Genomic DNA, 22,292 nt, shown 5'->3' on the forward strand with positions numbered 1-22,292 from the left:
GCTTCTCCATCAGAATCTCCTAAAACCAAAACTTTGAGGCCTAGGAAAATTGGAATCAAACCGAGCAGACCTAAAATCTCTTTACTAGGAATATAATCTAAGACAAATGCAAAAAGCAAACTTAGTAATATTAGACTAACAGAGCCTAGAAATTGTCCTAAATAGATGTTGATGATGTCTTTTCTGCTTTTTCTTTTGGCAAAAAATAACATTAGGATAATAAGTAAGTCTACGGCTGTCCCAGAATACAGGATTATTGAAGTAACAACATTTTGAATCATAAAACACATCATTCAAATATATTTTTGAATGTATTCTAACATTAAACTTTGTAGATGTCAACTTAAAATCCACCAAAATATAGATAAGAAGTTAGTGTACCAAATATTAAAAAGCCCTGCCATCGAAATGACAGCAGGGCTTAACTTCAATATCCAGATGATATATTTATCTAAAAAAGGTAGAGTTTTTATTGATTTTTAGTGCGATATAATGAGTTTCCAAAAATCAAAAATCGCTTAAAATCAATATTTTGACATCTATTGACGTGTACTGAAACCCTTACTTAACCTCTGTAAGGATATAATTACGGTACCAGTATATCATAAATAATAACAAAATCTTGACTTTCCGAAAAATTCATATTTTTAAGAAACTAGTGACCGAAAAATTTAATACGGTTGAGAATTAATCTAAAGAATTCTTCCGCTATATTCGAGAAGCCTTTAAATACGGACTTGCTTTAATCCAAACAAGTCCGTATTATCTTTCCATAAATGAGTTCCAATTATCTTGTACGAATTGAACCTCTATTATTCAATCAATGACTTTATTAATTGATTAACTTCAACAGTTGATTGGATCAGAAGTTCCTGATACTCTTTGAAATTTTTTTCGCTATAAAATCCAATCAATCCTTCAAAATATTTCTCTTGTTTTACCAAATATTCTGCTGGTACATCGGATATTTGATAGTGAAAAATATTATTTCTAAAAGAGTTTCCAATATTTAGGGCAAGTTCCTTATTTTCAATTATTTTGACGAAAGTATCTTGCTGAGATTTTGAAAGACTGGAACTATATTTTTCGTATACAAGTCGTAAAACTTTAATACTAACTATATAACTCTGCATTAATGATCTGGTAAAAAAAGAGTTTTTTGAATTTAGAAGAATAGGTAATATGTACAGAATAAAATTATTCTGACATAAAATATTAAAAAGAAATAACTGTGCTTCAAGAGGGAATTTTCCTATCAAGATATTCCTTCTTTTTTGATCTAAAAAGTAGAAATCCTTTAGTTCAAAATCAGTAGAATCTATATTTTGGTTTGGAGCGTCTTTAATAACTTTTAAATTTGTAGAATTTATTAATGTTGCTAAATTTTTACTATACTCAAAAAATAGGTTTTCCGCTTGATTTGAGAATAATGGAATATCTTTTGAGTCAGTCTTAGATAAAATGCTTTCTACATAAATATAATATTGATTGGTATTCGCGTAGGGAATACCCTTGAAGTAATAAACTCCTAAATCAGGTTGACCAAAATTGTTGATAAGCATTTTTTGAAAAAAATTATAACCTTTAGTCAATTCTGAGTAAAATATTTCTTGTAATGAAAGCATCTTTCTAACAGCTTTATTAAACTTTTTATCAGAGTATTGTTTATAACTGACTCTAACACTCGCAATTATTTTCTTAAGATCTTGTTTTCCGATATAAGGAAATTCTTCAAGACTATCTTCAGGCAAAAAATGCAATATTCCATCACTTAAAGAAGATATAAAAGGTAGTACTCCTGTAGAGATACTAGAAGTAATATCTTTATTCATACCTACCAGATTTTCTAGCAATTGTCTAACTTCACCGACTTCATCCAATAAAACCAGAAAAGAAATTTTATCAATCTTTTTCATGTCTCTCCTTAGTATCGTTCTTATACTTAAACCATCTGCCCCACATACCTAAACGTCCTGACATTCTTATTATCAGGTTCCAAGACTACCTGAAACTCAAAATAATGATCTCGTCCGTCAATTGACTTTTCCTTATTGAGTTTGAAATAGTTCTTTTGGGACAATGCCATGGACAGGAGAATGTCATCAATGATAAAGGTTAAGGGAGTTCCATCCGCAGAATACCTGTAAAAGTCTTCTTCAAACTTGATGTAACTCTCAGAGAAATAGTCTATCTGTAGTTTATCTTTATAAAGGTCTCGTCTATCCATAGTCTACTCCAACTTCTGCTAGTTGTATGTCTAAAATATCTTTTATTGCTATCAGATGGTGCTTCCCCTCTGATTTGATGACAATCTCATCTTTTGATAATTCTGTCACCTGTCCTTGATAGGTGACTTTTTGTTTATCTCGCCTCACTATAAACTGACCTATAAGTTGACTGGCATAGAGTTGCGAGATAAGGGTTAGTTTATCAAGATGACTAAGTTCATCTGAGAAGTCTATCCTGTACTTCTCTTCACCCAGAGAGGTGGTATGTTCTGACAGGAAGAACCCCATCCATTTCATCATGCCTCGGTCTTGGTGTTCTCTTGCTGATTGAAACGGTAAATAGCTTCTATCCACCATTAACTTAATCCATCCAAACCTCCTGCTGAATGACCACCAACTAGTTTACTTCTGGCTATCACTCGTGAACCTTCTGCTAAGGCATTAGCTTTCAATAGTGAGGTAAAACCAAACTGTTGGCGTATGGTATCAATAGCTGTTTGGAGCCTTTCTTCTTTTTCAATTTGTTCAATATCATCAAAGAGTGAGATCAATCCGAAAGACTCATCCACTAATCGTGAGTAGTAAACACTGATATTTCTAACAGCACCTGAAGTGTACTTCTTATGGAAAAGGGCTAATACATGATTTTTTAGAGTTTCTGTTTGGTTGGTCGGTTCAACCTTCATTTGAACATGAATTCCCTTCTTGTTTTCATACCTAGAGTAACCAACACCTATTGAAACACAGGTTGTCTTTTTCCCAGCTTTCCTGAGACGCACTGCTACTTGTTCAGCCATTTCTGACAGAACCAACTCAATCTCTCTCTGCTTGATGTAATCCCTTGGTAAGACTTGTGAATTACCTATCCCAGTTGACTTTGGTTTATAAGGCTTATGGACATTACTTTCGTCAATACCATTGGCGTGAAAGAATAAATCTACCCCATTGACTCCCAGATGGGCCTTAAGTAGGTCTGGATTACAATTGGCCAACTCTTTGATAGACATAATGCCCAAATCATTGAGACGTTTTTTCATGCGACTACCAATCCCCCAGAAATCTGTCATCTCTGAAATGCCCCAAACCTTACTTTCCACGTCTTCATAAGACCAATTGGCACGCATGGTTTTAGTTTTCTTAGCTTCATTGTCTAAAGCTAATTTAGCTAGTAATGGATTACTATTTGACATACCTACGGTGGAATAAACACCTGTCCTTCTAAAAATATCATGCTGAATTTTACTAGAGAGAATATCAAGTTTTTCTTTCCGACTTAAGGTCTTACTGGGGATAAAGTAATTCAGCGATCCTGTTAGGTCAATAAAGCCCTCATCAATGGAATAAGGGAGAATATCTTCTGGACTACCATAGTTCTGTAAGATACGCTGAATCTCTAGATTTTTTTCGATATAAAGACTCATCCGAGGAGGTACGATAAAGGTAACTTTAGCCCACTCTTCGATGTAACGAACATACTCAGGGGTAATCTCAATTCCTTGACGTCTGGCATTGTAATAAGAAAACTTTCTGGTATGAATGTCAAAGGGCAGGTCATACACTCTACCAACATTTTGCTTGCCAAAAACCTGCTTAAACATTGGTGATGAAGCTAAAATCAACCCATTAGAATTGTCCGCTCGACTCATGACACATAGGGAGGTTTTCAAAGGGTGTAAGCCTCGTTCAACACACTCCACGCTGGCATAAAAAGACTTCATGTCAATGAAGGCAATATCACTTTGTGGCTCTCTCGAATAGTCAAAATAGCCCATAATCTTACCCTCTTACTACTGGCATAAAGTGACCAATGATTTTACCAACAATTCTTGGGTTATCTTCTGCCGAAGCAAACATATCTGGATAATCAGGATTAATAGACACTAGACGATACCCATCCTCTTCTAGATAAACCTTCTTGATGTAAGCTCGCTCATTCCATACCACAGCATAGACAGCCCCATCATAGTCAAAGCTACCTTCACGGATAAGGGCTACTTCCCCACTAACATAGACTGGCTCCATGGAGTCTCCTCTAATCCATGTTGCAATATCATAACTGTAGTCTATGTCCGAAAAAACTTCTACAAACTCAGATTCATCATAGACACTCTCCCCAAAACCTGCGGAGAGTTCGATATCATCAATAACCTTGATACTATAGAGTTGAATGACATTACTTTCTTCCTGAACAGTAAGAAGTTCTTCCGCATAGTCTTCAACCTTTTCACGATTGACAGTATTTAGACGTAAGTAAGTTTCAACAATCTTATATTCTGATTCAAAGTAACTAGTTGATACACCTAAAATGTCTGCTAGTCTTTCTATGTTTTGGCCATTGGGTTTTGTCTTACCACTCTCCCACGTGAAGTACGACTGACGAGTGATGTCAAGCTGTCTTGCCATCTCAGCCTGACTAATATTAAGCTCTGTACGTCTCTTTTTTAAAGCCTCTGGTGAAAACATAAGCGCCTCCTTAACTTAAGTAATATTTGGTTTTAGCTTTTTGATAAGCTTCTTTTTCTGTTAGTTTCTCTTTATTCCACGCATAAAAGATGGTCTTGCCTCTATCGTAATATGCCCAAGTGCCAATCTTTCTCGAAGAGATTTGATTCCTAAAGTCTATATCAGTCAACTCAGGTAATTCGTCATCTGTTATAAAATCCTTTTGTTGAAGCAAATAATCTAACTTTTCTTGCGGAACGATCTCATAATGTTGATAATCTGCGACTATGGAATCATGAGCCCTGTTAAATAATTGTAGAATTTTTCGATTATCTCCTGACCGATAAGTTTGAATAACTTGGCCTACATACTCTCTATACTCATTCAGTAAATGTGTTAATATGTCTAGAAGACGAATGCTTAAAGCTTCAGCGGAAACTAGAAGAGAGTTAGCTACTTCCTGAAACCTTGACCTTTGATAGTATATTTTTGACAACAGGACAATTTCAGGCATAAGGACGCAAGCCGAGAAACAGTTAGCCTCTACTTCTTCTAGTGTATCTTGGTTATCCTTTAATTCAGTGAAGACATTGCCTTGATGCCCCAGCAAGAAATGACCCAATTCATGACACTTGGTAAAGTTCTGCCTAGTGACTGGATTTTCTTTCTCATAGGACAGGGATACACCACCTTGACTATCAATTATGGTTAAACCATCAATTCTACGCTTTGAAAAATGATGACCTAATACCTTGATGTCATTCTTTTTCACAATATAGTCAAAGAAATCTTCATAAGTATAAGACAAGAGCGACAATTCTCTCAGCTTGATGAAAGGATATAGCTGTGATTTTACAACTGAACTTATCTTTGAAAAGGTGTTTTCCAAATACTTCACCTCCTTGTCAGTTTTAAAACTGACTTTATTATACAAAAAAAGTGGACGATTGTCCACAGATTTTATTATTTAATATTATTTTTCAAAACTACTTTTTATAAGTTATAGGAAGGCAGAACCAAAACACAGGACTAAAAAGCACATAAGTGAAAATAAATAACTGCTTCATCACAGAATCCCCCTTAGGGTAATTCATAAGTAAACTATCATTATTAAATTCTTCATCATCAATAGGTATTGGCATAAATTTATACATATCATTATAAAAAGCTTTTTCATCAGTATTATCAATAACCTTAAAGTAGCAAATAATAGTAAATAAGAATGAAAAGAACGATCTCCGAGCAGGATTTATCAAAATATATTTAGTCGTATATAAAGCTATCAGGAGTGGACTTCCTATATTAATAGGAGCTATTCCTTCTTTTGATAACATTCTTGTAGAAAAACGAATTGTTTCAAATAATTCCCACTCCTCTTCAACATTGTTTCCAGAATTATGACTTGGCCATACCGACTTTAGATCAAATAAAAAACTAGGACTATAGGAATCATCTAAAATTAGAGGGATAAATGGATTCCCATGGGCTGATGAATTTCTGATAATTGAGATTTCTGAAAACATTTGTTTGTTGTAATTCAAAAATTCGTAAATTTTTGAGGATTTATTTAACCTCTTATCAAATGCCTCCATTATATATTTGTATATTTTTCCTAGTTCATCGATCGTTAAATTTTCAAAGAATAAAGTCAGTGGTACATCAATTATATCAATCGAAGCAGAATTCCCGTCTTTGCTTCTATCAATTTTTAACAATTCAAACTCAGCACGAAAAATATAACGTGATTTTAAAGTTTTAAATATTTTCTCTTTTAATATCTTTAAACCTCTATCCTGGTCAATAACACTATATACCTCTTCAGACTTAATTGAATTTTCCGATAACAATTTCACTAACTGTGACTTTATAATTTTTTCAATTTTTAAAACCCATTTTAAAACTTTTTCTTTAAATTTTATATCTTCTTCTTTTAATGAACCTAGAACTGATTCGCTAGTTTCATTATAGAAATGTTTAAAAATATAATCATGATAATCTTCTATTTTGTCAATTTTTTTCTTACTAATCTGATATTTTTTATTTTTAGTATTTGGACAAGATTTTAACTCAGTAGCAATTTTAACTTTAACGTTTCTTATTTGTGAATTCACTAATTTAAAAGTAACATTCCTTGAGATTCTTAAGTCTTTTCCTCTATAAAGCATATCAGGAGTTATAAAAAAGAAAAAACTTACTTCAGTATCATCGATTTTGGAGGAAACAATACCGTAATTATTAAAAACATGTTTGATTTCACCTACATATCTATTTTCACTCAAAATTAAAAGCACCTCTCAACTCATCACACTAAAAAAGATTAGAAAGGGACATAAACACTTCAAGAGTATCTTACAAATGTCTTGACAGATATTTACATTCTCTTGAAAGTTATCCTCTCGTTCTCCCCTCCTATCTTAATTCCAATTATCTAAAACAAAGTTTGGAATAGATTATATTCATTTCTTACTTCTTATCCTCTTCAAACATCTTCTTCCTTTCCTTCATAAAGTCCAGAAGTTCCTGCTTGAAGATCTCTTTTTCCTCATCAGTCATATCAAGTGAGGTGGCACGGAAAAGCATTTCTACTTCCGATAATTTTTCTTCTTCTACAGTTCTGTATTCTGAATTACCTACTAAATAATCAACAGTGACATTAAAAATTGAAGCAAGTTTAGTAATAACGTTTTTTGTTGGATTAGCTGATTCTAATTCCCATTTTGCATATGCTTGCTGAGAAATATCAAATTTTTCTGCCATATCCTTCTGAGTTAAATTCGCCTCTAAACGTAAGGCCTTTAAGCGTTCTGGGAATCCCATAAGTAACCTCTATAAAAATTTTTAAATTTTCTTGATAAAATTAGTTGACAAAACAACCTAAAGGTTGTATAATGTTTTTAACAACATAAAAGTTGTATTGATTTCAAAAAATAATAAGCATTATCCGAAATCAAATAATGTTCTTTGACATCTGAATAAAAAATGTGCGTCTGACAACCAGAGGACTGACCGACAAACACACATATACTTCGTACCTATATTGTATCACATTTGTCTAAAAAGTTCAAGTCCATTGATGGTTGGAGCTGAGTAAGGGAACCTCTTTGGTTAGATTTTACTCACACGCACCTCGGACTTTCGCACTTTTCCGAATAGTAAAGTGAACTGGCTTTGCCTTAGGCATAAGAGAATCTTCTGGATACGGGTATCGGTCTGGCAGATTGGCTGGGAAAGCGATGGTAATTGACGCAATGCACCTTGCTAAACGTTGCCACCGTGAGAAAGGAGGCTCCCTTTTCTCAACCAAATAACCATTGATGATGATTTGCCATGACAAGACTGGAAACCTTCGAGCGAGTCTCATCTCTTAACACATAAGCTACTAGTCCTGAATCTCACCTTCTACTAGTAGCTTTTACTATTTAGAAAGGAACTTATGACCTATTGTGAACGAAAATTAAAACAAATTTACGACAATTTCACCTTTTCATTAGGCGTCTACTGCCATAATGAACACTTGATGGGGATCTTATACGTGGACGCTTTAAACCAATTGAACAACCAAATCATTCGACTGAAGAAAGTCCGTTACCCACAAGGTGAACTCACGTACTTCGCCAACCACTACCGCCGATTAATGACACAATACTATGAATCTCATCAAGCTCTGGCTTGATTTTTTTTAGACACTGAAAGGAAATAACTGATGATTAGAGAAACCCTCAAAATGAACCCAGACTTTATTGGAACTGCTATCTATGAAAAACTAGGCACAACGCCACGTACCGTCTTTGGTAAACAAGGCCAATTCCAACGTCATGAAGTGGTCAATGAAAAACACCTCCAATTTTATGTGATTACACCTGCTACAGCTGAGGTCTTTGAAGAAGACGCTGTGATTGAATTAGTCAACCCTATCTTCTACCCTGATACCATTAACGGACGTGACATGGCACCTGCCTTGAACGTTTTTGCGGAGAAGATTGTGGTGAAAAAATAATAACAAATAGAAAGATACGAGGAAAAATAATATGGCAAAAGTTGGATTGAAATTCGATAAAATCGAAATCACAGATAAGCGGTACTTGGACATCACACCCGCCCTTAAAATCGATGAGGTCTTTGGACAATTGACATGGCGTGGGATTAACGAAGTCGAACAAAAGTATGAAGATGACACGACACAGCCCCGTAATCAAGACGGGACTTACCCACAAGTTCCTACAGGGGAAATTCTCTCAACCAAAGTGGCTATTAAATCAAGTACCCAACACGGGACAGAAGAGTTCTCGATTATTGGTATGTTGCCAAGTGAAATTGAAGCCCTTGGTCTGAAATTCGGTGATCAAGTGGAACTCTCAGGCATTATTGTCACTTACTCAGCCGTCTCAGGTGGAGTTTATAAACTCTTTGCTCAAGGGATTGCTAAGAAAAACACGCCTACTCCGAAAGCTGACCAAGGAAAGGCTAAAGAATGAGGCTTTGGCATAAACGAGGCCGAAGAGTCAGGAAATATCACAAACATATTCGAGGCATCACCTTTAGCCTCTTCAATCTGCCATATCTCTTAGGATGTGGCTTTTTGCTTGGGCTGAACTATGAAAATCTGACTGTCCAACCACTCTACTATGGCTTGATAACAGGGGGTGTCTTGCTAAGTGGCTCAGTAATGAGTTTTCTCTTACAACATTACTTCTATAGTCACCTACTGGCCTTCTCTAAGTTAGATAATCTACGAATTATGGCTAACTTTCTTCTAGAAAATGGTTATTACCTGTCTAAGAAAATCAAGCAAGATAACCAGATTAAGGAAAAAATCATTTTGCCAAAAGTCTATCTTAAGCAAAGCAAGTATGACCTCAAGGCCTCCTTTATCCTACAAGGCAATAAATTTCAGGATAAATTCCTAACACTAGGTAATACCCTTGAAATTCAACATGATGGCGACTTGACTGGTAAGAAATTTACCAAGGGTTACGTCACCTATACCATTGCCATTGACCAATTTGCTGGGCGTCTTAATCTATCAGACGTTAAGATGACCAAGCAAGGGCTACGTCTCATGAAAGATGTCTATTGGGACTATATCAAGCAACCTCATTTACTGATTGGTGGGGGAACTGGTGGAGGAAAAACCGTCCTTCTTATGATTCTCCTCTACGGGCTTGCGCCTATGGCTGATATTGACATTTGTGACCCTAAACAGTCAGACCTCTCTTCCTTTGCGGATGTCCCCATCTTTCAAGGACATGTCTTTATCACGAAAGAAGAGATTGTCGCCTGCCTCAAAAACAACGTGGAGGCTATGGAGGAGCGTTATCGCTACATGAAAAACCAGCCAAACTTTGTGGCTGGGATGAACTTCTCTCAGTTTGGTCTGCGCCCTAAATTCATCTTCTTTGATGAGTGGGCAGCCCTCATGGCCAAACTAGAAGGCAACTACCAACTCCAACAACAGGTCAATCAATACCTGACCCAGTTAATCTTAGAAGCGCGACAAGCTGGGATATTTGTTATCATGGCTATGCAACGGCCTGATGGGGAGTATATCAAGACCAGTCTGCGGGATCAGTTCATGAAACGTCTATCGGTTGGTCACTTGGAAGATACGGGGTATACCATGATGTACGGAGACGCCAACCGAAACAAGGAGTTCAAGTACATTGATGAGATTGATGGCAAGAAAGTCATTGGACGGGGCTATATCGCCAATGCAGGTGAAATCGCTAGAGAATTCTTTTCCCCTAACGTCCCATTTGATCAAGGCTTTTCCTTCAAGGACGCCTTTATGGCCATGGCACCTGAAAAAGAGGCACCAGCCACTACTAACTCCTATGAGAAACCTCTAGTTCTTATCTCTGAAGAGGAGGTAGAGAAACCACGGTCTGACGTCTACACCATGGCTGAAGCCAAACAAAAACTGGACAAAACCTATGACCAGATTAGGAAATTAGTCAATCTGATTGAAAAGAATAACTACCGTATCTTTGACCGACTAGACGGGAAAATCATGCTGAGTAACGATGACCTCTATGACTTGGAGGTTATGTTTGACGCCATGGACAAGGACAACGTGACCTATAAAGAGGCGATAGAGGACTTTTTCCACCCTCTCAGCGAAACAGCGATTGGAGGGAGATAGCGCCCCGCCCCTGTGAGCGAGCCGTAGGCGAAGCGAACAGAGCAGGGCGGGCTAGGCGATAGTTCCCTCTAATCGTTTGACCAACCCCCATATTCTAATAGGGGGGTAGAGATTTGAAAAATCAACGAAGTAGCACCTCCCTAGTCCTTGTTAATCAAGGGTTTGAGAGGTTTTAACTTTGTACACTTTTTTGCTAAAAACTGTACACCTACTTCAAATGGTTCTGTACATTAAACAATGCCATAGCTTGCTGATGCCATCTACCTTGTCCCATACGATAGATAAACGCAGAGAGATGATTTGTTCCTAACTCATTTTCCAATGATTTGACAATGACTTCAGGAGGGTATTCATCAAAAATGAGGGCTACATTATTTGAGAAGATGTCCACATATTCTTTTTTATTGCACGCCTCTGGAAGTTCTCCCAATGCAAGGAAATAGTCCTTCACGCCCTCCTTATGTTCGTCATTAATGCCTTGGAAAAACCTCTCAAACAGTGGTAATTGGGACATGTTTTTTCTCCTACTTATGTTTTTTACTTATTATACCATTTTAGAAAGGAGGAGTTCATTATTGATGGTAAAACATTAAGAAAATTTAGAGCCAGTCTTGGCTTGAAACAAAAAGAATTTGCGGAGTTGACTCAGATGAGTCTCTCCAGTCTCAAATCCTATGAAACAGGTAGACGTGAATTTACCTTGGAAAAATTCAAGGAGATTAAATCACAGTTGGGCTACTCCTTTAACGATAATCCTCATCCCTTACGCCTGATGATTGACTACCTACGGATCACCTTTAAAGAGGTTAGGGACATCAAGGACTTCATCAAGAGCTATCTCTACGTTGACTTTAAAGACTTTGGTTCTCAAGAAACCACAATGATGGCTTACAATCACCTCTATAAACGTGGTGATATTTGGCTATTTGACTACTTTGACAAAGAAGAACGTGATAACTATCAAGTCACTCTTCAGCTTTCTGGTCAAGGCTGTCGCCAGATGGAATTAATACTAGAGCGTGAGGGTATCACATGGCAAGACTTTTTACAAAGAATGGTCTATGACCGAAGCGATATGAAAGTGACACGCATTGACCTAGCACTAGATGAACTGTATCGTGGTAAACATAATGAGCCTGACCACTATCACCTTTCGGAAATGATAGGCAAAGTCTATCAGAATTATGTCACGTTCAATCATTTAAAAGTATGGAGTCATATTGGTGGCGGACAGTTAAACACCAAGTCCGATGAGGACGAACGTCAAGGCATATCACTCTACTTTGGCTCCCGTAAGTCTAATATGTTCTTCAACTTCTATGAAAAGCGCTACGAGTTTGCCCAGAAAGAAGGCATCAGCGTTGAGGAAGCTCTAGAGATATTTGGCGTTTGGAATCGTTATGAGATACGTTTATCACAAGCAAAGGCTCAACTTTTAGTCGAACACTTTGTCAGCGGTCAAGACCTCGGCTGTCTCGCCCGTGGCCTCATCAACCAAGAAATGTTGGTCTATGAAGGAATCGGACAATACGGTGCCTATCTTCCTGATCAGAAATGGCAAGCCATGTTTGGTTCCGCTGAACCTCTCAAATTGACGGTCAAACCAGAACCCTATTCCATTGATAGAACCGTTCGTTGGCTCCTCTATCAAGTGTCAAACTCACTAGCTTATGTCGAAGAAGCTGATAAAATCATGAATACGGAGTACTTGAAAATGATTCAAAACACTGGTAAACCAACCGAGAAAATGGAACAGGAACTCAAATTCCTTAAGAAAAATTATCAGATGATGACGGTAACGTAAAGGAGGCAACATGACTTTTCAACTCAAGGTCTGCGTGCAAAACATCTTGACAGGACAGTTCAAGTGGTTTGAGTTTCCTGAATCAGAGCAGACCATCAGACACACTCTACACATTGACGATGGCGATGAATACCTTATCGCAGATTGGGAAGGCGTCAATGGGATAAATGAATACACGCCGATTTCTTCCCTAAATCAACTAGCAGAGAAAATGGCTACCATCCCTAGTGCTTACAGTTCTCTCATCAATGACTGGTTAGGACACTATGGCTCTATTGAAACCTTTATTGAGGAGTTCGATTACAACGATTGGACAGTAGCTGAGGTTAGTGGAGACGAGGATTTCGGTATCTATCTTGTTGAGGAACTCAGCGCTATAAACATACCAGAATATCTGGAACCATACTTTGATTATGAAGCCTATGGCAGAGATGCTCGCTTAGAACTATCTTGTATCGTCTCTGACAGCTACTATACTTGGCAATAACGAAAGGAGGACTCTATGGAACTATTCACCGCGCGCTCTCGCTACTCATCAGAAGGCGTCACTTGGACATGGTATCGTAATGATGATGAGGTTGTTCATTCTGAATTAGCCCTCAGTGACATTTTCCGTCTGATTCGCAAAGAACTGGATAAATTCATTGACTATGGCATTCTGACCAAAGAACAAGCCTATGACCTAGCTAATGACTGGCTCGCTTATGATGAATTTGTAGAAGGAATGATGTACACATGATTGGTACGATTCGGATTATTCAAGACGGCTATTCAAAAAAGCTGGCTCAGGTAGATTTGTTGCGGTTCGATGAAGAAGCTATCAGACAACGGCTAGTGGATAAAGGCTATCCTTATGAAAGTGAGCTACTCATCACTGGTATAACAGATTGGAATGTCGAAACCAACCTGACCTTTCAGGAGATTCGACTGCTTAAACTGTGTTATGAGAAGCTCTATGACTATGATGAGTATATTCTATCATTTCTACTTCAACAACACTGGAAAGTCTTAGATATTGTCTCAGTTTACTACAAATTTGCTAGTGAAGATGAAGTTGAGGCTCTTAATATTCTACTTGAAGATGTTGATAAAACTGAACTCATTAGGATGTTCTACCAGACCAATTCTTGGTTAAACTGTATACAAGCTTACCTCTCATCAGGTGAGCTTTTAAATACCCCAAGAGGCTTTTATAGAAAAGTCGGCTAAAGAGAAAGGAAAACTCCATGACAAAAGGAAAACTTGAAAAAGAGATTTTATCGACTGTTTCAGAATTAGGAACACAATTAGCTAGCTATCATTTGCAAGACGCTTGGACAACTGCTGGAAAACTTCATAATTTACTCAAATCAGAGGAAGTCATCCAACTCCCTGCTGACCAATTGGAAAGCATTCGGAATGAACTGAAAGGTTACTACTTAACCAATGGTGAAGTTAGTCGTCTTCAAAAACAGTTAGCAGCCAAAGGTCACAAGTTCCAAGAGTTGTCAACCAAATAAGGAGGACAGATGGAAATTGACATGTTACGACAAGATACAGGTGAGTTTAGAGCTCGCCTGTCTTATTTTGTCCGAGAATTTTTGAAGGAAAATGAAGAGCATATCGCAACTATGGTTAAAGGAGACGTCTTACGAAAGCGTAAGGAAATTACACTTGCTCAAGAAGCCCAATATTATGACATCACCTTCATCTTCAAAAAAGGAGGACTCATTAAGAAATCCACACTCGAAGTCATTGTCAATGGTGCAATGACCGCCAAAATACAACTCTAAGAAAGGAAGAAAATGACACCAACTAAACCAAAATTCCTTAAGCGTATCAAACCCAAGCAACGACAAGAAGTCCGTGAGGTCAATCAAAAAACGATGAATCTTCTCTTTCTCGGTGGTCTGGTTGCTATTGTTGGCTTGGCTACATTATCTATCATTGTAAGTCTCACACGTTCCAATGTGCCTAAAACGGTCATTCAAGAGGTTAAAAAAGATGATTCTAGTATTGACTATAAACTTCACTACTACCTTAATGATTACGTCAAAAACTACTTCACCTTATCTGATGATAATGCCGTCCAAAGTGAACAAATAGCCTATCTCAACAGTTTTTATGATGTCCCGCCAGAGATAAGAAATCAAGGCCACGTCCGTTCAACCACTGAACTCATCAGCGCTAAACTTCTGACTATTAACGAGCAAGTTGCCACCTACCAAGTGACCTATGCCACAGGAGTAGGTGAGAGTAGAAAAGAAATGACGACAGGGTTTGCAGTCCCGTTTGGTGAAAAAGACGATACCTACTTCATTTCAGGTCTACCATGGCATGTCAAGTTACCAAGCATCCAAGCCAAAAAGGGGAGTTCAAATGATAGTCTTAAGCTCGTTGAAGATACAGAGACTGATAAACAGACTAAAGACAGTCTGGATAGTTTCCTCAAACTCTTCTTTACCAATTACACCTCAAATCAGGAAAATCTTGACTTGATTGCCAACAACTTATTAGCTCTTGAAGGGACTATATTTAAAAACTTGGACTATAGCTACTACAGAAACAACGGCAAAACAATCACGGCTTATGCACAAGTTACTTTTGAAGTGGCAGGCAACACCCATAGTGAAAACTTCAATCTCATCATAGAAGAAAAAGACAAGTCTTACTATGTTCAAAAGTTATCTCATACGATTACTAAGGACTATCTCAAACCACAAACAAAAGAAAAAGGAGACACTAAATGACACTACAAAGTTTATTTGAATGGTTCGTCAATAATATTGGCGTATGGATTGTCGCTGGTTTTGCAGGTTGGAAGACTATTGAGGCCGTACGTGACCAACGTATCGGACGGGCCATCACTGCAGTCGCCATCGGAGGTGCTACCGTCTACTTCCTCAACAATCCTACTAATGTTCTCAATACTATCTCAGAGATTTTCTCTAACGTCTTTAGTTAGGAGGTTGTTATGAGTGAAGAAAAACATGATAAACGCCTTTACTCCTATAAGCAAGCCCTTAGTCAACCCTATTGGATTCAGAAAATTAATGATGATTATTCCTTGCAGTCACCGATTAAGTTTTCTCGCATTGTCTATACCATCACTATCTTTTCACTCCTTTTCTTGCCGTCTGAAAAATTCCTTGTTTTTTTACCACTAGGGCTGAGATTAACACTTTCGGGTCTTATTGCTTGGATCTTCTCAGAAACCCTTACTAATCTGACAATTGATGGTAAAACATTTATCTTTTATCTGTGGGATTATCTCAAATTCTATTTTCAATATGGCATGAGGCATGACACAATTTACTTAAACAAAGGAATAGTATACAAACGCCCTCAAACTATCCAAAAACAAAAGGAGACTCATGAACTATCAAAATAATATTTGGGACATCAAGGATAACCTTATCCTCCGAAAAGATGGCTCCGTCTTTGCGATTTACCAAATTCCATCAAAAGTCATTAACTCTGTCGATGGCAAGACGAAAGAAAAGCATAAAGACCTTGTTTATACTGCTCTTAGTCACCTTACAAAGTACCATGACTTTGAAATCCGTATGGTACCAATGGACTTAGACCTCTATGGGCGCTTTCAGAAATTGGCTCTAGATATTGATTGGGAGTCACCAGTCGGTGATCTAGCGGACTATGTTCTCAATAAAACTATTGATTACTTAGAAAGTGATATCGGCCAACTCTATGAATACCACTACTACCTGCTTGTCCCTCTGAAATCCTTGACGATTTCGATGGACTTAAAATCAGTCGTCTATGAAGGTTACCGGTCGACTCGTAATTTAGTCTTAAACACCTTCGGGATTGGGGAGACTGTCCCTAGCAATTGGAATGACAGTTATAGAACACAAAAGGAAGCCCTTGAAAACAACTTAGCCCTTCTCAATGCACGGGCCCTCTCTAGACAGGAGAATATCTTTCTTCACCGTCTCCAATTTATGAGAGGGCAATTTTACAAGAAAGAGGTTGAAATTGAACGGGTAGAGAACTCCCTTGAAAATCTTGATGAGACAAACATTGAGTTTGAGCATGTCAATATCCTAAAACTCAATAACATGGGGGAAACCTCTTATGTGGCAACACTTCCTATCAATGGTTTACCTGAAAACATGTCCTACCTTCACCTCCAAGAAGAATTACAAACGCTCCGCTTCCCTGTTGAATCAAACTTCAAAATTCAGTTTTCACTTCCCAAAGGTGTCTTTTCATTATTAGGCAAAGCCAAACGGGCAAGGCAACGACTGAAAAACACAATCTCTGAAGCAGAGGAGGTGGAAGACGTCCAGAAGGGATCAGTCATTAAGAGTAAATTTTTATTGGAAGACCTACAAGGGAAATTTGATAAGGATGAACCCCTAGTAACTTACCTCCATACCTTAACGATTACTGCCTATACACTAGATGAACTAAAAGCTAAATATGAGCTACTCTACTCAACGCTCAACCAATTATCCGTTGAGGTCGTCAGAGCCAATGCAGACCAAGTCTACCTTTTTTATAAAAATCGGATGACAGAGACACTTGACCGCGATGATAGAAACTTTCTTCAAGCCATGTCTCTTGAAGCATTCTGTGAAAATCTCTTCTTTATGACTAAAAGAGTTGGGACAGATATAGGCTTTTCTATTGGACGGATTGATAACCAACTTGATTCATGGCAAGGAGACTATAGAAAAGCTATCGAGGCTTCCTCAAGTCCTATCTTTACCAACCTACTTCAAGCCAATAAGCTAGGTGTAAAGGATAAATCTACCAATAATCCCCATGTGGCCATTATTGGCGAAACGGGAACTGGGAAATCTTTCTTGACCAAACTCCTCTTTACCTTCCATTCCTTCCTGAAGACAAAAATTCTCTACATTGACCCCAAGGCAGAAATGCGGAAACAGTACCAGAAAGTCTTAAAAGTACTTCAAGGCAATGGGAGTTTCCAAGAACTTCAAGACTATATCAAGTCTATCAACTTCATCACCTTAGACGCCAGAGACAAAAGTAATCACGGTGCCTTAGATCCTCTTGTCTTTCTCAAAGGACAGGAAGCCCGTGACCTTGCCGACTCAATGATTGATACCTTGCTTGGTAAGGAGAACAATCTCAAAATCCGCAATGCTTATCTCAAGAGTCTAGATAAATTTTTAGCGAAAAGGGAACGTGGCGAAAGAGTTGGGATGATTCATGTCTTTAAAGACTTGATGAAACATTCTGACTCAAGCGTCCAAGAAGCAGGTGACTTTTTACTAACAGCAGTCAACCAATCCATTCTATCCCTTTGCTTCTCTGATGGTCAGAACAACGGTATCTCTGTTGATTCTAAAATTACCATCTTAGAAATTAACGGACTCAATTTACCAAGCGATAATCGCAATGTCGATTTGACCTCAGACGAGAAGAAGAGTCTGACCATCATGTATGCCCTAGGTTATTACTGCACCAAGTTTGGAAAACAAGATAGAACAGTTGAAACGATCGAATTCTTTGATGAAGCATGGTTCTTCAACTCTACAACCGTTGGCAAACAAATTCTCAAACGGATGAAACGGGTTGGTCGATCAGAAAACAACTTCTTGGTCTTCATTACGCAATCTGTCCATGACCTATCTACTGAAGAAGATGGGACAGGGTTTGGTTCAGTTTTTGCCTTCCTTGAAGATACAGAAATTGATGCTGTTCTGGATTATCTCAAAATCCCAAAAACAGAAACAACCAAAGAATGGCTTGGTAACATGACCATGGCTCAATGTATCTACTTAGATACCTTTGGGCGTAAAGAGCGCATAACTGTTGATGGCATGTTCCCTGAAATCACCCAACTCTTTGACACAGTTGAGACAAAACTAAAGGCGGTGTAAGATGATACTTGATTCTTTTTTATCAAAGTGTTATGATATTGTTATACATAAAGGTAACAAGGAGAATAACATGACTACACTAATGAGAGACCGCCAATATAACTTCCGTGTCAATGCTGAAATGCTTAATCAAGCTAAAGAAATTTTGGAAGAAAAACATATCTCACTTCCTGATGCCCTTAATTTATTTGTAGAGCAAGTTGTTATCACGAAAGACCTTCCTATCAAAACACCAGAACAGATACAGGCAGAATCGTTCTTAAATGAACTTATCTCTGAACTGGATGAAGGATATCAAGATGTCCTAAATGGTAAGACCAAACCAGCAAGTGAGGTGTTCGCAAAATATGGCTTATAATGTACAGATTTCAGGACGAGCCGAAGAGGACTTGGACAATATCTTCCATTACTATGTGGAAGAATTTTCTGAAACAAGTGCATTGAAAGTTATGAAAAGCTTGCAAGATGCTATTAACTTTCTCTATGTCTCACCTCTTGGCTATATTGACTTTGATTCAAAAGTTCACCGAAGGATTTTTCCTCAAGGTAATCTGAGAATGATTCCATCCAAACACTATCTCATCTTTTATCTTGTCCGTGAGGAGAGCGTGGATGTCTTAAGAATCATCCATTCTAAAACAGACTACCTAAACAATTTGGAAAATCTCTTCAAAAACCTAAATCCTTAAAGAAGATTTTAATCATCCAGATGATGTTCTTTCTTCGATGAAGAATGATCAGAATACAACAATTACACCTTATCCAAGGTGTTTTTTTATATCTAAATAACGCAGAAAGGAGACCAATGAAACCAAGAAAAATTAAACTACTGATAACCATCATCACAATTACTAGCTCTTTAGTCACCAGTATGACGGCCTTCGCTTCTGAGATTAATTATAAATACATCAAGAATAACCTCTCTCAGATTACCAGTAAAGTTTGGTTTCAAGATTCATGGTTTGGCTTAGATACTGCCATGCTCTATCTCATCAATAAATTGGTACAAGCAGTCTTCTGGATAGCCAAATTTCTTTTCACCATCTTTGCTTCTATCTACGAAAAGTTGGTGGAATCACCTGAACTCTTTGCAACTTATGTCTCTGACATTATCTCAGCGACAGCCTCTATTTTTGACAGTCTTAAGAATGTTCTACTTCCACTAATCGGCGCAAGCATGGCCATCTACCTTGCTTATGTCTATTTCATCAAGCATGGGTCATTCTTTAAAACACTCATCAGACTATTCTTGGTTTTTGCCTGTTCTATTCTATTTTTCTCAAAATACAGTGATGGTACTTATGTTATTGCTCGTTTCTACACGAATACCACATCGATCACAACTAACTTATCCTCTACCGTCACAAAGAGTTTAACAGGAACCTCCATTAAAGCCAAAAATGCGGATGGTGCTTTAACAGAATATGCTAAGTCCGCTATTTGGACACCTTATCAGTATATGAACTCCGATATGGCGAAAACAGACAATGGTTTTGCCTTGACAGATAAACAGTTCCAAAGTCTTGTGAAATATAATGATGGTGATGATGATTTCAAAGTCTCTAATGGAGAGTCAGAAACATCAATCAAAGACTTAGCTGGAAGTGAAGATGAACCAAAGAACTCGATGCTTAAATCCAACTGGGGTGCCATGTTTTCTTACGCTATTGTAGCAGTCCTTGAAGCCTTGCTGATGGGCTTAATACTCGTTTTCTTTGCCATCATGCAGTTTATCCTGAATGTTGCACTGCTTATCATATTGGTGTTTACTCCCTTTGCTTTAATCCTTGCTATGGTACCAACTTTTGAAAATATTCTCTTCAATATCACCAAAAAAATAGGTGGAACGATTGTCCTTTCTGGTCTCATGACCCTACTTGCGACAATCGCTCTCTACTTTAACAATATCCTAACAACGATTACCACTGCTATCGGTTTTGATAATATGATTGTGGGTTACGTCCTAAAAGCCATTGTCCTCATTATCATCTGGAAAAAACGAGACTTCTTCCTGTCTATTCTGACAGCAGATCGTATTCGTCATATCTCTAATCGTTTCACAAGACGTATTGATAGTGCTGGACGAAAACTCCAAGAAAATACCTTAGGACGTGTACAAAAGAATACACAGGCAAAATTAGCGGTTGCTGGCAGTGTTCTAGCAGGTTCTACGACACTTGCCAAAGAAGGACTGAAGACCAAGACTCGACAAGTAGTTAATTTGGGTTATCACAATGCTAGTCAAGCCATTTCAGATTCCCTTGCAAAAGCCAAAGCTAGACGAGCAGAACAAAACGGAGAAAGTTATGAGGTAAGCTATAAAGAAGCAAAAGCACAACAAGCTCACCGTAGTGAACAGGTTTCCTCAGCTTTTCTTAATCTTAGACGTGGACTCAAGAGCGCTGAATACGGTGTTTATTATGCTAAATCAGTCGCAACCAATGATGATCAAGATAAGGTTAGAGCTAATGAGGCTCGTAACCGATTAGATGAGTTAGGTCAGGTGATTCAAGACAAGCGTGCTAGGGTCTCTCAGCTCCGTCAATCGGCTTACAATCAGAAAACCAAGGAAAGACTTCGCGCAGAGCGTAGGAGCCGTCTAGAGCGCCCTGAAAGGCAATTCAAAAGGTATCTTGAGAAAGAACAAGCCATGCGTGAGCAACTATCTCAGTTTCGTTCGGGTAATGTTAGAACTCAGGAGGTATTATCATGAAAATCTTCAAACGATTTAGCCTCCTATTCTTCTTATCGGCACCACTTTTTGCGGTGCTTTTTCTTTTTATGGGGGCAAGTTCCCCTACTTCAACATCTTCTACTTCTGCGGTAGACGGTATCAGGTATACAGAACATTGGTCTGATGGTGACCCCTACACGCATAACCTTTTAGTCCATCGCTATGGTATTACCTCTGAACAACTAGATGGATTTTTAGATTCTACGGGTATTCCCTATGATAAAAGTCGTATCAACGGAAAACTTCTACTGGAATGGTCTAAACAGTCTGGTTTAGATGTCAGAGCAATTGTAGCCATCGCTCAAATGGAAAGTTCTTATGGAACGGCTGGGGTTGCCACTATGCCTGGGGCAAATATGTTTGGTTACGGTGCTTTTGATTCAAACCCAGAAAATGCGGTTCATTATAATGATAAAACCGCTGTAGTAGCATTGACCCAACAAACCATAATTAACAATCGCAACCAAACCTTCAAAATTCAAGATGAGAAAGCGCAGAGATTTGCCAGAGGAACCCTTAATGTTGCAACTGATGGGGGCGTGTACTTCACAGATACGTCTGGTTCGGGAATAAGACGTGCAGAGGTGATGGCAAAACTCAACCAATGGATTGATAACCACGGTGGTACACCAAAAGCCCCTACGTCTGTTGCAAAACCTAGAGATGGAGGTGGTGTGACCTCAAGTGATATACCCACAGGGTATAGCCTAACAAAAGCTATTAATACCTCTGGATATATAACAAGCTCATATCCATGGGGGCAATGTACTTGGTTTGTTTGGAATCGTGGCAAAGAACTTGGTATAACCTTTGACCCTTATATGGGCAATGGTGGCGACTGGAAACATAAAGTTGGTTATACAACGACTAATATACCGACAGAGCATAGTGCGATAAGTTTCTCTCCAAGTGAAGCTGGTTCGGATCCTACTTATGGCCATGTAGCATTTGTCGAACAAGTTAGGTCTGATGGTACAGTTCTTATTTCAGAATCAAACGCAGTAGGGCTAGGTATCATATCTTACCGTGTCTTTGACGCTGGGACAGCTAAACAATTTACTTATGTCATTGGAAAATAAACGAGAAAGGAATA

Annotated in this window: 28 protein-coding genes; 18 read left to right on the top strand and 10 right to left on the bottom strand. The window is 38.1% G+C overall.

Annotated elements, in window-relative coordinates; genetic code table 11:
• A partial coding sequence (locus tag A3GW_RS0109375; protein ID WP_018368561.1) for a cadmium resistance transporter occupies positions 1-281 on the bottom strand: 281 nt, incomplete at its 3' end.
• Between the two features lie 28 nt (positions 282-309).
• On the opposite strand from A3GW_RS0109375, the gene A3GW_RS12100 reads away from it, so the two are divergent.
• Positions 310-483, top strand: coding sequence for a FanG protein (locus A3GW_RS12100; RefSeq protein WP_083907142.1), 174 nt, complete (start codon positions 310-312; stop codon positions 481-483).
• A gap of 329 nt (positions 484-812) precedes the next feature.
• Here the strand turns inward: A3GW_RS12100 and A3GW_RS0109380 are convergent, their stop codons facing one another.
• The 8 genes from A3GW_RS0109380 to A3GW_RS0109415 form a co-directional block, all read right to left on the bottom strand.
• Entirely contained in the window at positions 813-1,916 is a 1,104-nt protein-coding gene (locus A3GW_RS0109380) for a hypothetical protein (RefSeq protein WP_018369031.1), read from the bottom strand.
• A 26-nt stretch (positions 1,917-1,942) separates the two neighbouring features.
• Positions 1,943-2,227 (bottom strand): DUF5960 family protein, encoded by a 285-nt coding sequence (locus A3GW_RS0109385; protein WP_018369032.1) that lies wholly within the window; start codon positions 2,225-2,227, stop codon positions 1,943-1,945.
• Positions 2,220-2,585, bottom strand: a complete 366-nt coding sequence (locus A3GW_RS0109390) for a ferredoxin reductase domain-containing protein (protein ID WP_018369033.1) — start codon at positions 2,583-2,585, stop codon at positions 2,220-2,222. Before A3GW_RS0109390 ends, A3GW_RS0109385 begins: the two co-directional genes overlap by 8 nt.
• Complete coding sequence (locus A3GW_RS0109395; RefSeq protein ID WP_018369034.1) at positions 2,585-4,000, bottom strand: Y-family DNA polymerase; 1,416 nt, start codon at positions 3,998-4,000, stop codon at positions 2,585-2,587. The genes A3GW_RS0109390 and A3GW_RS0109395 overlap by 1 nt, the downstream gene beginning before the upstream one ends.
• A gap of 4 nt (positions 4,001-4,004) precedes the next feature.
• The gene (locus A3GW_RS0109400; RefSeq protein WP_018369035.1) at positions 4,005-4,691 is read right to left on the bottom strand and encodes a LexA family transcriptional regulator; all 687 of its coding nucleotides are present in this window, start codon (positions 4,689-4,691) and stop codon (positions 4,005-4,007) included.
• A 10-nt stretch (positions 4,692-4,701) separates the two neighbouring features.
• Positions 4,702-5,568, bottom strand: a complete 867-nt coding sequence (locus tag A3GW_RS0109405; RefSeq protein ID WP_233275327.1) for an ImmA/IrrE family metallo-endopeptidase — start codon at positions 5,566-5,568, stop codon at positions 4,702-4,704.
• An 88-nt stretch (positions 5,569-5,656) separates the two neighbouring features.
• Positions 5,657-6,949, bottom strand: a complete 1,293-nt coding sequence (locus tag A3GW_RS0109410) for an Abi family protein (protein WP_149036290.1) — start codon at positions 6,947-6,949, stop codon at positions 5,657-5,659.
• A 184-nt stretch (positions 6,950-7,133) separates the two neighbouring features.
• The gene (locus tag A3GW_RS0109415; protein WP_018369038.1) at positions 7,134-7,487 is read right to left on the bottom strand and encodes a helix-turn-helix domain-containing protein; all 354 of its coding nucleotides are present in this window, start codon (positions 7,485-7,487) and stop codon (positions 7,134-7,136) included.
• A gap of 886 nt (positions 7,488-8,373) precedes the next feature.
• Here A3GW_RS0109415 and A3GW_RS0109425 point away from each other — a divergent pair.
• The 3 genes from A3GW_RS0109425 to A3GW_RS0109435 are packed head-to-tail and all read left to right on the top strand — an operon-like array spanning position 8,374 to position 10,809.
• A complete protein-coding gene (locus A3GW_RS0109425; protein ID WP_018369040.1) occupies positions 8,374-8,667 on the top strand; it encodes a hypothetical protein in 294 nt (97 codons plus the stop codon).
• A gap of 31 nt (positions 8,668-8,698) precedes the next feature.
• Complete coding sequence (locus tag A3GW_RS0109430; RefSeq protein WP_018369041.1) at positions 8,699-9,145, top strand: hypothetical protein; 447 nt, start codon at positions 8,699-8,701, stop codon at positions 9,143-9,145.
• Positions 9,142-10,809, top strand: a complete 1,668-nt coding sequence (locus tag A3GW_RS0109435; RefSeq protein ID WP_018369042.1) for an FtsK/SpoIIIE domain-containing protein — start codon at positions 9,142-9,144, stop codon at positions 10,807-10,809. Before A3GW_RS0109430 ends, A3GW_RS0109435 begins: the two co-directional genes overlap by 4 nt.
• A gap of 208 nt (positions 10,810-11,017) precedes the next feature.
• Here A3GW_RS0109435 and A3GW_RS0109440 read toward each other — a convergent pair whose 3' ends face one another.
• The gene (locus tag A3GW_RS0109440) at positions 11,018-11,323 is read right to left on the bottom strand and encodes a hypothetical protein (protein ID WP_018369043.1); all 306 of its coding nucleotides are present in this window, start codon (positions 11,321-11,323) and stop codon (positions 11,018-11,020) included.
• 60 nt (positions 11,324-11,383) lie between these two features.
• Here A3GW_RS0109440 and A3GW_RS0109445 point away from each other — a divergent pair, with 60 nt between their 5' ends.
• From A3GW_RS0109445 to A3GW_RS0109510, 14 genes are all read left to right on the top strand, one after another.
• Positions 11,384-12,613, top strand: a complete 1,230-nt coding sequence (locus A3GW_RS0109445; protein ID WP_026216687.1) for a replication initiation factor domain-containing protein — start codon at positions 11,384-11,386, stop codon at positions 12,611-12,613.
• 10 nt (positions 12,614-12,623) lie between these two features.
• Entirely contained in the window at positions 12,624-13,100 is a 477-nt protein-coding gene (locus tag A3GW_RS0109450; RefSeq protein WP_018369045.1) for an antirestriction protein ArdA, read from the top strand.
• 15 nt (positions 13,101-13,115) lie between these two features.
• The gene (locus A3GW_RS0109455; RefSeq protein WP_018369046.1) at positions 13,116-13,352 is read left to right on the top strand and encodes a hypothetical protein; all 237 of its coding nucleotides are present in this window, start codon (positions 13,116-13,118) and stop codon (positions 13,350-13,352) included.
• Complete coding sequence (locus tag A3GW_RS0109460; RefSeq protein ID WP_018369047.1) at positions 13,349-13,822, top strand: hypothetical protein; 474 nt, start codon at positions 13,349-13,351, stop codon at positions 13,820-13,822. Before A3GW_RS0109455 ends, A3GW_RS0109460 begins: the two co-directional genes overlap by 4 nt.
• 17 nt (positions 13,823-13,839) lie before the next feature.
• Positions 13,840-14,112, top strand: a complete 273-nt coding sequence (locus A3GW_RS0109465) for a hypothetical protein (protein WP_018369048.1) — start codon at positions 13,840-13,842, stop codon at positions 14,110-14,112.
• A 9-nt stretch (positions 14,113-14,121) separates the two neighbouring features.
• Positions 14,122-14,385: a hypothetical protein gene (locus tag A3GW_RS0109470; RefSeq protein ID WP_018369049.1), complete on the top strand. Its 264-nt coding sequence runs from the start codon at positions 14,122-14,124 to the stop codon at positions 14,383-14,385.
• A gap of 12 nt (positions 14,386-14,397) precedes the next feature.
• A complete protein-coding gene (locus tag A3GW_RS0109475; RefSeq protein WP_018369050.1) occupies positions 14,398-15,342 on the top strand; it encodes a conjugal transfer protein in 945 nt (314 codons plus the stop codon).
• Positions 15,339-15,557 carry a TcpD family membrane protein gene (locus A3GW_RS0109480; protein ID WP_018369051.1) on the top strand — a complete coding sequence of 73 codons (219 nt, stop codon included), beginning with the start codon at positions 15,339-15,341 and terminating at the stop codon, positions 15,555-15,557. Before A3GW_RS0109475 ends, A3GW_RS0109480 begins: the two co-directional genes overlap by 4 nt.
• A 9-nt stretch (positions 15,558-15,566) precedes the next feature.
• A complete protein-coding gene (locus A3GW_RS0109485; protein ID WP_018369052.1) occupies positions 15,567-15,983 on the top strand; it encodes a conjugal transfer protein in 417 nt (138 codons plus the stop codon).
• Entirely contained in the window at positions 15,967-18,465 is a 2,499-nt protein-coding gene (locus A3GW_RS0109490; protein ID WP_018369053.1) for an ATP-binding protein, read from the top strand. The genes A3GW_RS0109485 and A3GW_RS0109490 overlap by 17 nt, the downstream gene beginning before the upstream one ends.
• Before the next feature lie 70 nt (positions 18,466-18,535).
• Positions 18,536-18,823: a type II toxin-antitoxin system RelB/ParD family antitoxin gene (gene relB / locus A3GW_RS0109495; RefSeq protein WP_018369054.1), complete on the top strand. Its 288-nt coding sequence runs from the start codon at positions 18,536-18,538 to the stop codon at positions 18,821-18,823.
• Positions 18,813-19,154, top strand: a complete 342-nt coding sequence (locus tag A3GW_RS0109500) for a type II toxin-antitoxin system RelE/ParE family toxin (protein ID WP_018369055.1) — start codon at positions 18,813-18,815, stop codon at positions 19,152-19,154. The genes relB and A3GW_RS0109500 overlap by 11 nt, the downstream gene beginning before the upstream one ends.
• 116 nt (positions 19,155-19,270) lie before the next feature.
• Complete coding sequence (locus A3GW_RS0109505) at positions 19,271-21,178, top strand: DUF4013 domain-containing protein (protein ID WP_018369056.1); 1,908 nt, start codon at positions 19,271-19,273, stop codon at positions 21,176-21,178.
• A complete protein-coding gene (locus A3GW_RS0109510; protein ID WP_018369057.1) occupies positions 21,175-22,278 on the top strand; it encodes a CHAP domain-containing protein in 1,104 nt (367 codons plus the stop codon). Before A3GW_RS0109505 ends, A3GW_RS0109510 begins: the two co-directional genes overlap by 4 nt.
• The last annotated feature ends 14 nt before the right edge of the window (positions 22,279-22,292 follow it).

Origin of the sequence: Streptococcus entericus DSM 14446, from assembly GCF_000380025.1 — a bacterium.
Classification (GTDB): Bacteria; Bacillota; Bacilli; order Lactobacillales; family Streptococcaceae; genus Streptococcus; species Streptococcus entericus.

Bases quoted from the DNA above. Each gene is read 5' to 3' on its own strand.
- A3GW_RS12100 (WP_083907142.1), top strand. From the start codon at position 310: ATGTATTCTAACATTAAACTTTGTAGATGTCAACTTAAAATCCACCAA.
- A3GW_RS0109380 (WP_018369031.1), bottom strand. From the start codon at position 1,916: ATGAAAAAGATTGATAAAATTTCTTTTCTGGTTTTATTGGATGAAGTC.
- A3GW_RS0109385 (WP_018369032.1), bottom strand. From the start codon at position 2,227: ATGGATAGACGAGACCTTTATAAAGATAAACTACAGATAGACTATTTC.
- A3GW_RS0109390 (WP_018369033.1), bottom strand. From the start codon at position 2,585: ATGGTGGATAGAAGCTATTTACCGTTTCAATCAGCAAGAGAACACCAA.
- A3GW_RS0109395 (WP_018369034.1), bottom strand. From the start codon at position 4,000: ATGGGCTATTTTGACTATTCGAGAGAGCCACAAAGTGATATTGCCTTC.
- A3GW_RS0109400 (WP_018369035.1), bottom strand. From the start codon at position 4,691: ATGTTTTCACCAGAGGCTTTAAAAAAGAGACGTACAGAGCTTAATATT.
- A3GW_RS0109415 (WP_018369038.1), bottom strand. From the start codon at position 7,487: ATGGGATTCCCAGAACGCTTAAAGGCCTTACGTTTAGAGGCGAATTTA.
- A3GW_RS0109425 (WP_018369040.1), top strand. From the start codon at position 8,374: ATGATTAGAGAAACCCTCAAAATGAACCCAGACTTTATTGGAACTGCT.
- A3GW_RS0109430 (WP_018369041.1), top strand. From the start codon at position 8,699: ATGGCAAAAGTTGGATTGAAATTCGATAAAATCGAAATCACAGATAAG.
- A3GW_RS0109435 (WP_018369042.1), top strand. From the start codon at position 9,142: ATGAGGCTTTGGCATAAACGAGGCCGAAGAGTCAGGAAATATCACAAA.
- A3GW_RS0109440 (WP_018369043.1), bottom strand. From the start codon at position 11,323: ATGTCCCAATTACCACTGTTTGAGAGGTTTTTCCAAGGCATTAATGAC.
- A3GW_RS0109450 (WP_018369045.1), top strand. From the start codon at position 12,624: ATGACTTTTCAACTCAAGGTCTGCGTGCAAAACATCTTGACAGGACAG.
- A3GW_RS0109455 (WP_018369046.1), top strand. From the start codon at position 13,116: ATGGAACTATTCACCGCGCGCTCTCGCTACTCATCAGAAGGCGTCACT.
- A3GW_RS0109460 (WP_018369047.1), top strand. From the start codon at position 13,349: ATGATTGGTACGATTCGGATTATTCAAGACGGCTATTCAAAAAAGCTG.
- A3GW_RS0109465 (WP_018369048.1), top strand. From the start codon at position 13,840: ATGACAAAAGGAAAACTTGAAAAAGAGATTTTATCGACTGTTTCAGAA.
- A3GW_RS0109470 (WP_018369049.1), top strand. From the start codon at position 14,122: ATGGAAATTGACATGTTACGACAAGATACAGGTGAGTTTAGAGCTCGC.
- A3GW_RS0109475 (WP_018369050.1), top strand. From the start codon at position 14,398: ATGACACCAACTAAACCAAAATTCCTTAAGCGTATCAAACCCAAGCAA.
- A3GW_RS0109480 (WP_018369051.1), top strand. From the start codon at position 15,339: ATGACACTACAAAGTTTATTTGAATGGTTCGTCAATAATATTGGCGTA.
- A3GW_RS0109485 (WP_018369052.1), top strand. From the start codon at position 15,567: ATGAGTGAAGAAAAACATGATAAACGCCTTTACTCCTATAAGCAAGCC.
- A3GW_RS0109490 (WP_018369053.1), top strand. From the start codon at position 15,967: ATGAACTATCAAAATAATATTTGGGACATCAAGGATAACCTTATCCTC.
- relB (WP_018369054.1), top strand. From the start codon at position 18,536: ATGACTACACTAATGAGAGACCGCCAATATAACTTCCGTGTCAATGCT.
- A3GW_RS0109500 (WP_018369055.1), top strand. From the start codon at position 18,813: ATGGCTTATAATGTACAGATTTCAGGACGAGCCGAAGAGGACTTGGAC.
- A3GW_RS0109505 (WP_018369056.1), top strand. From the start codon at position 19,271: ATGAAACCAAGAAAAATTAAACTACTGATAACCATCATCACAATTACT.
- A3GW_RS0109510 (WP_018369057.1), top strand. From the start codon at position 21,175: ATGAAAATCTTCAAACGATTTAGCCTCCTATTCTTCTTATCGGCACCA.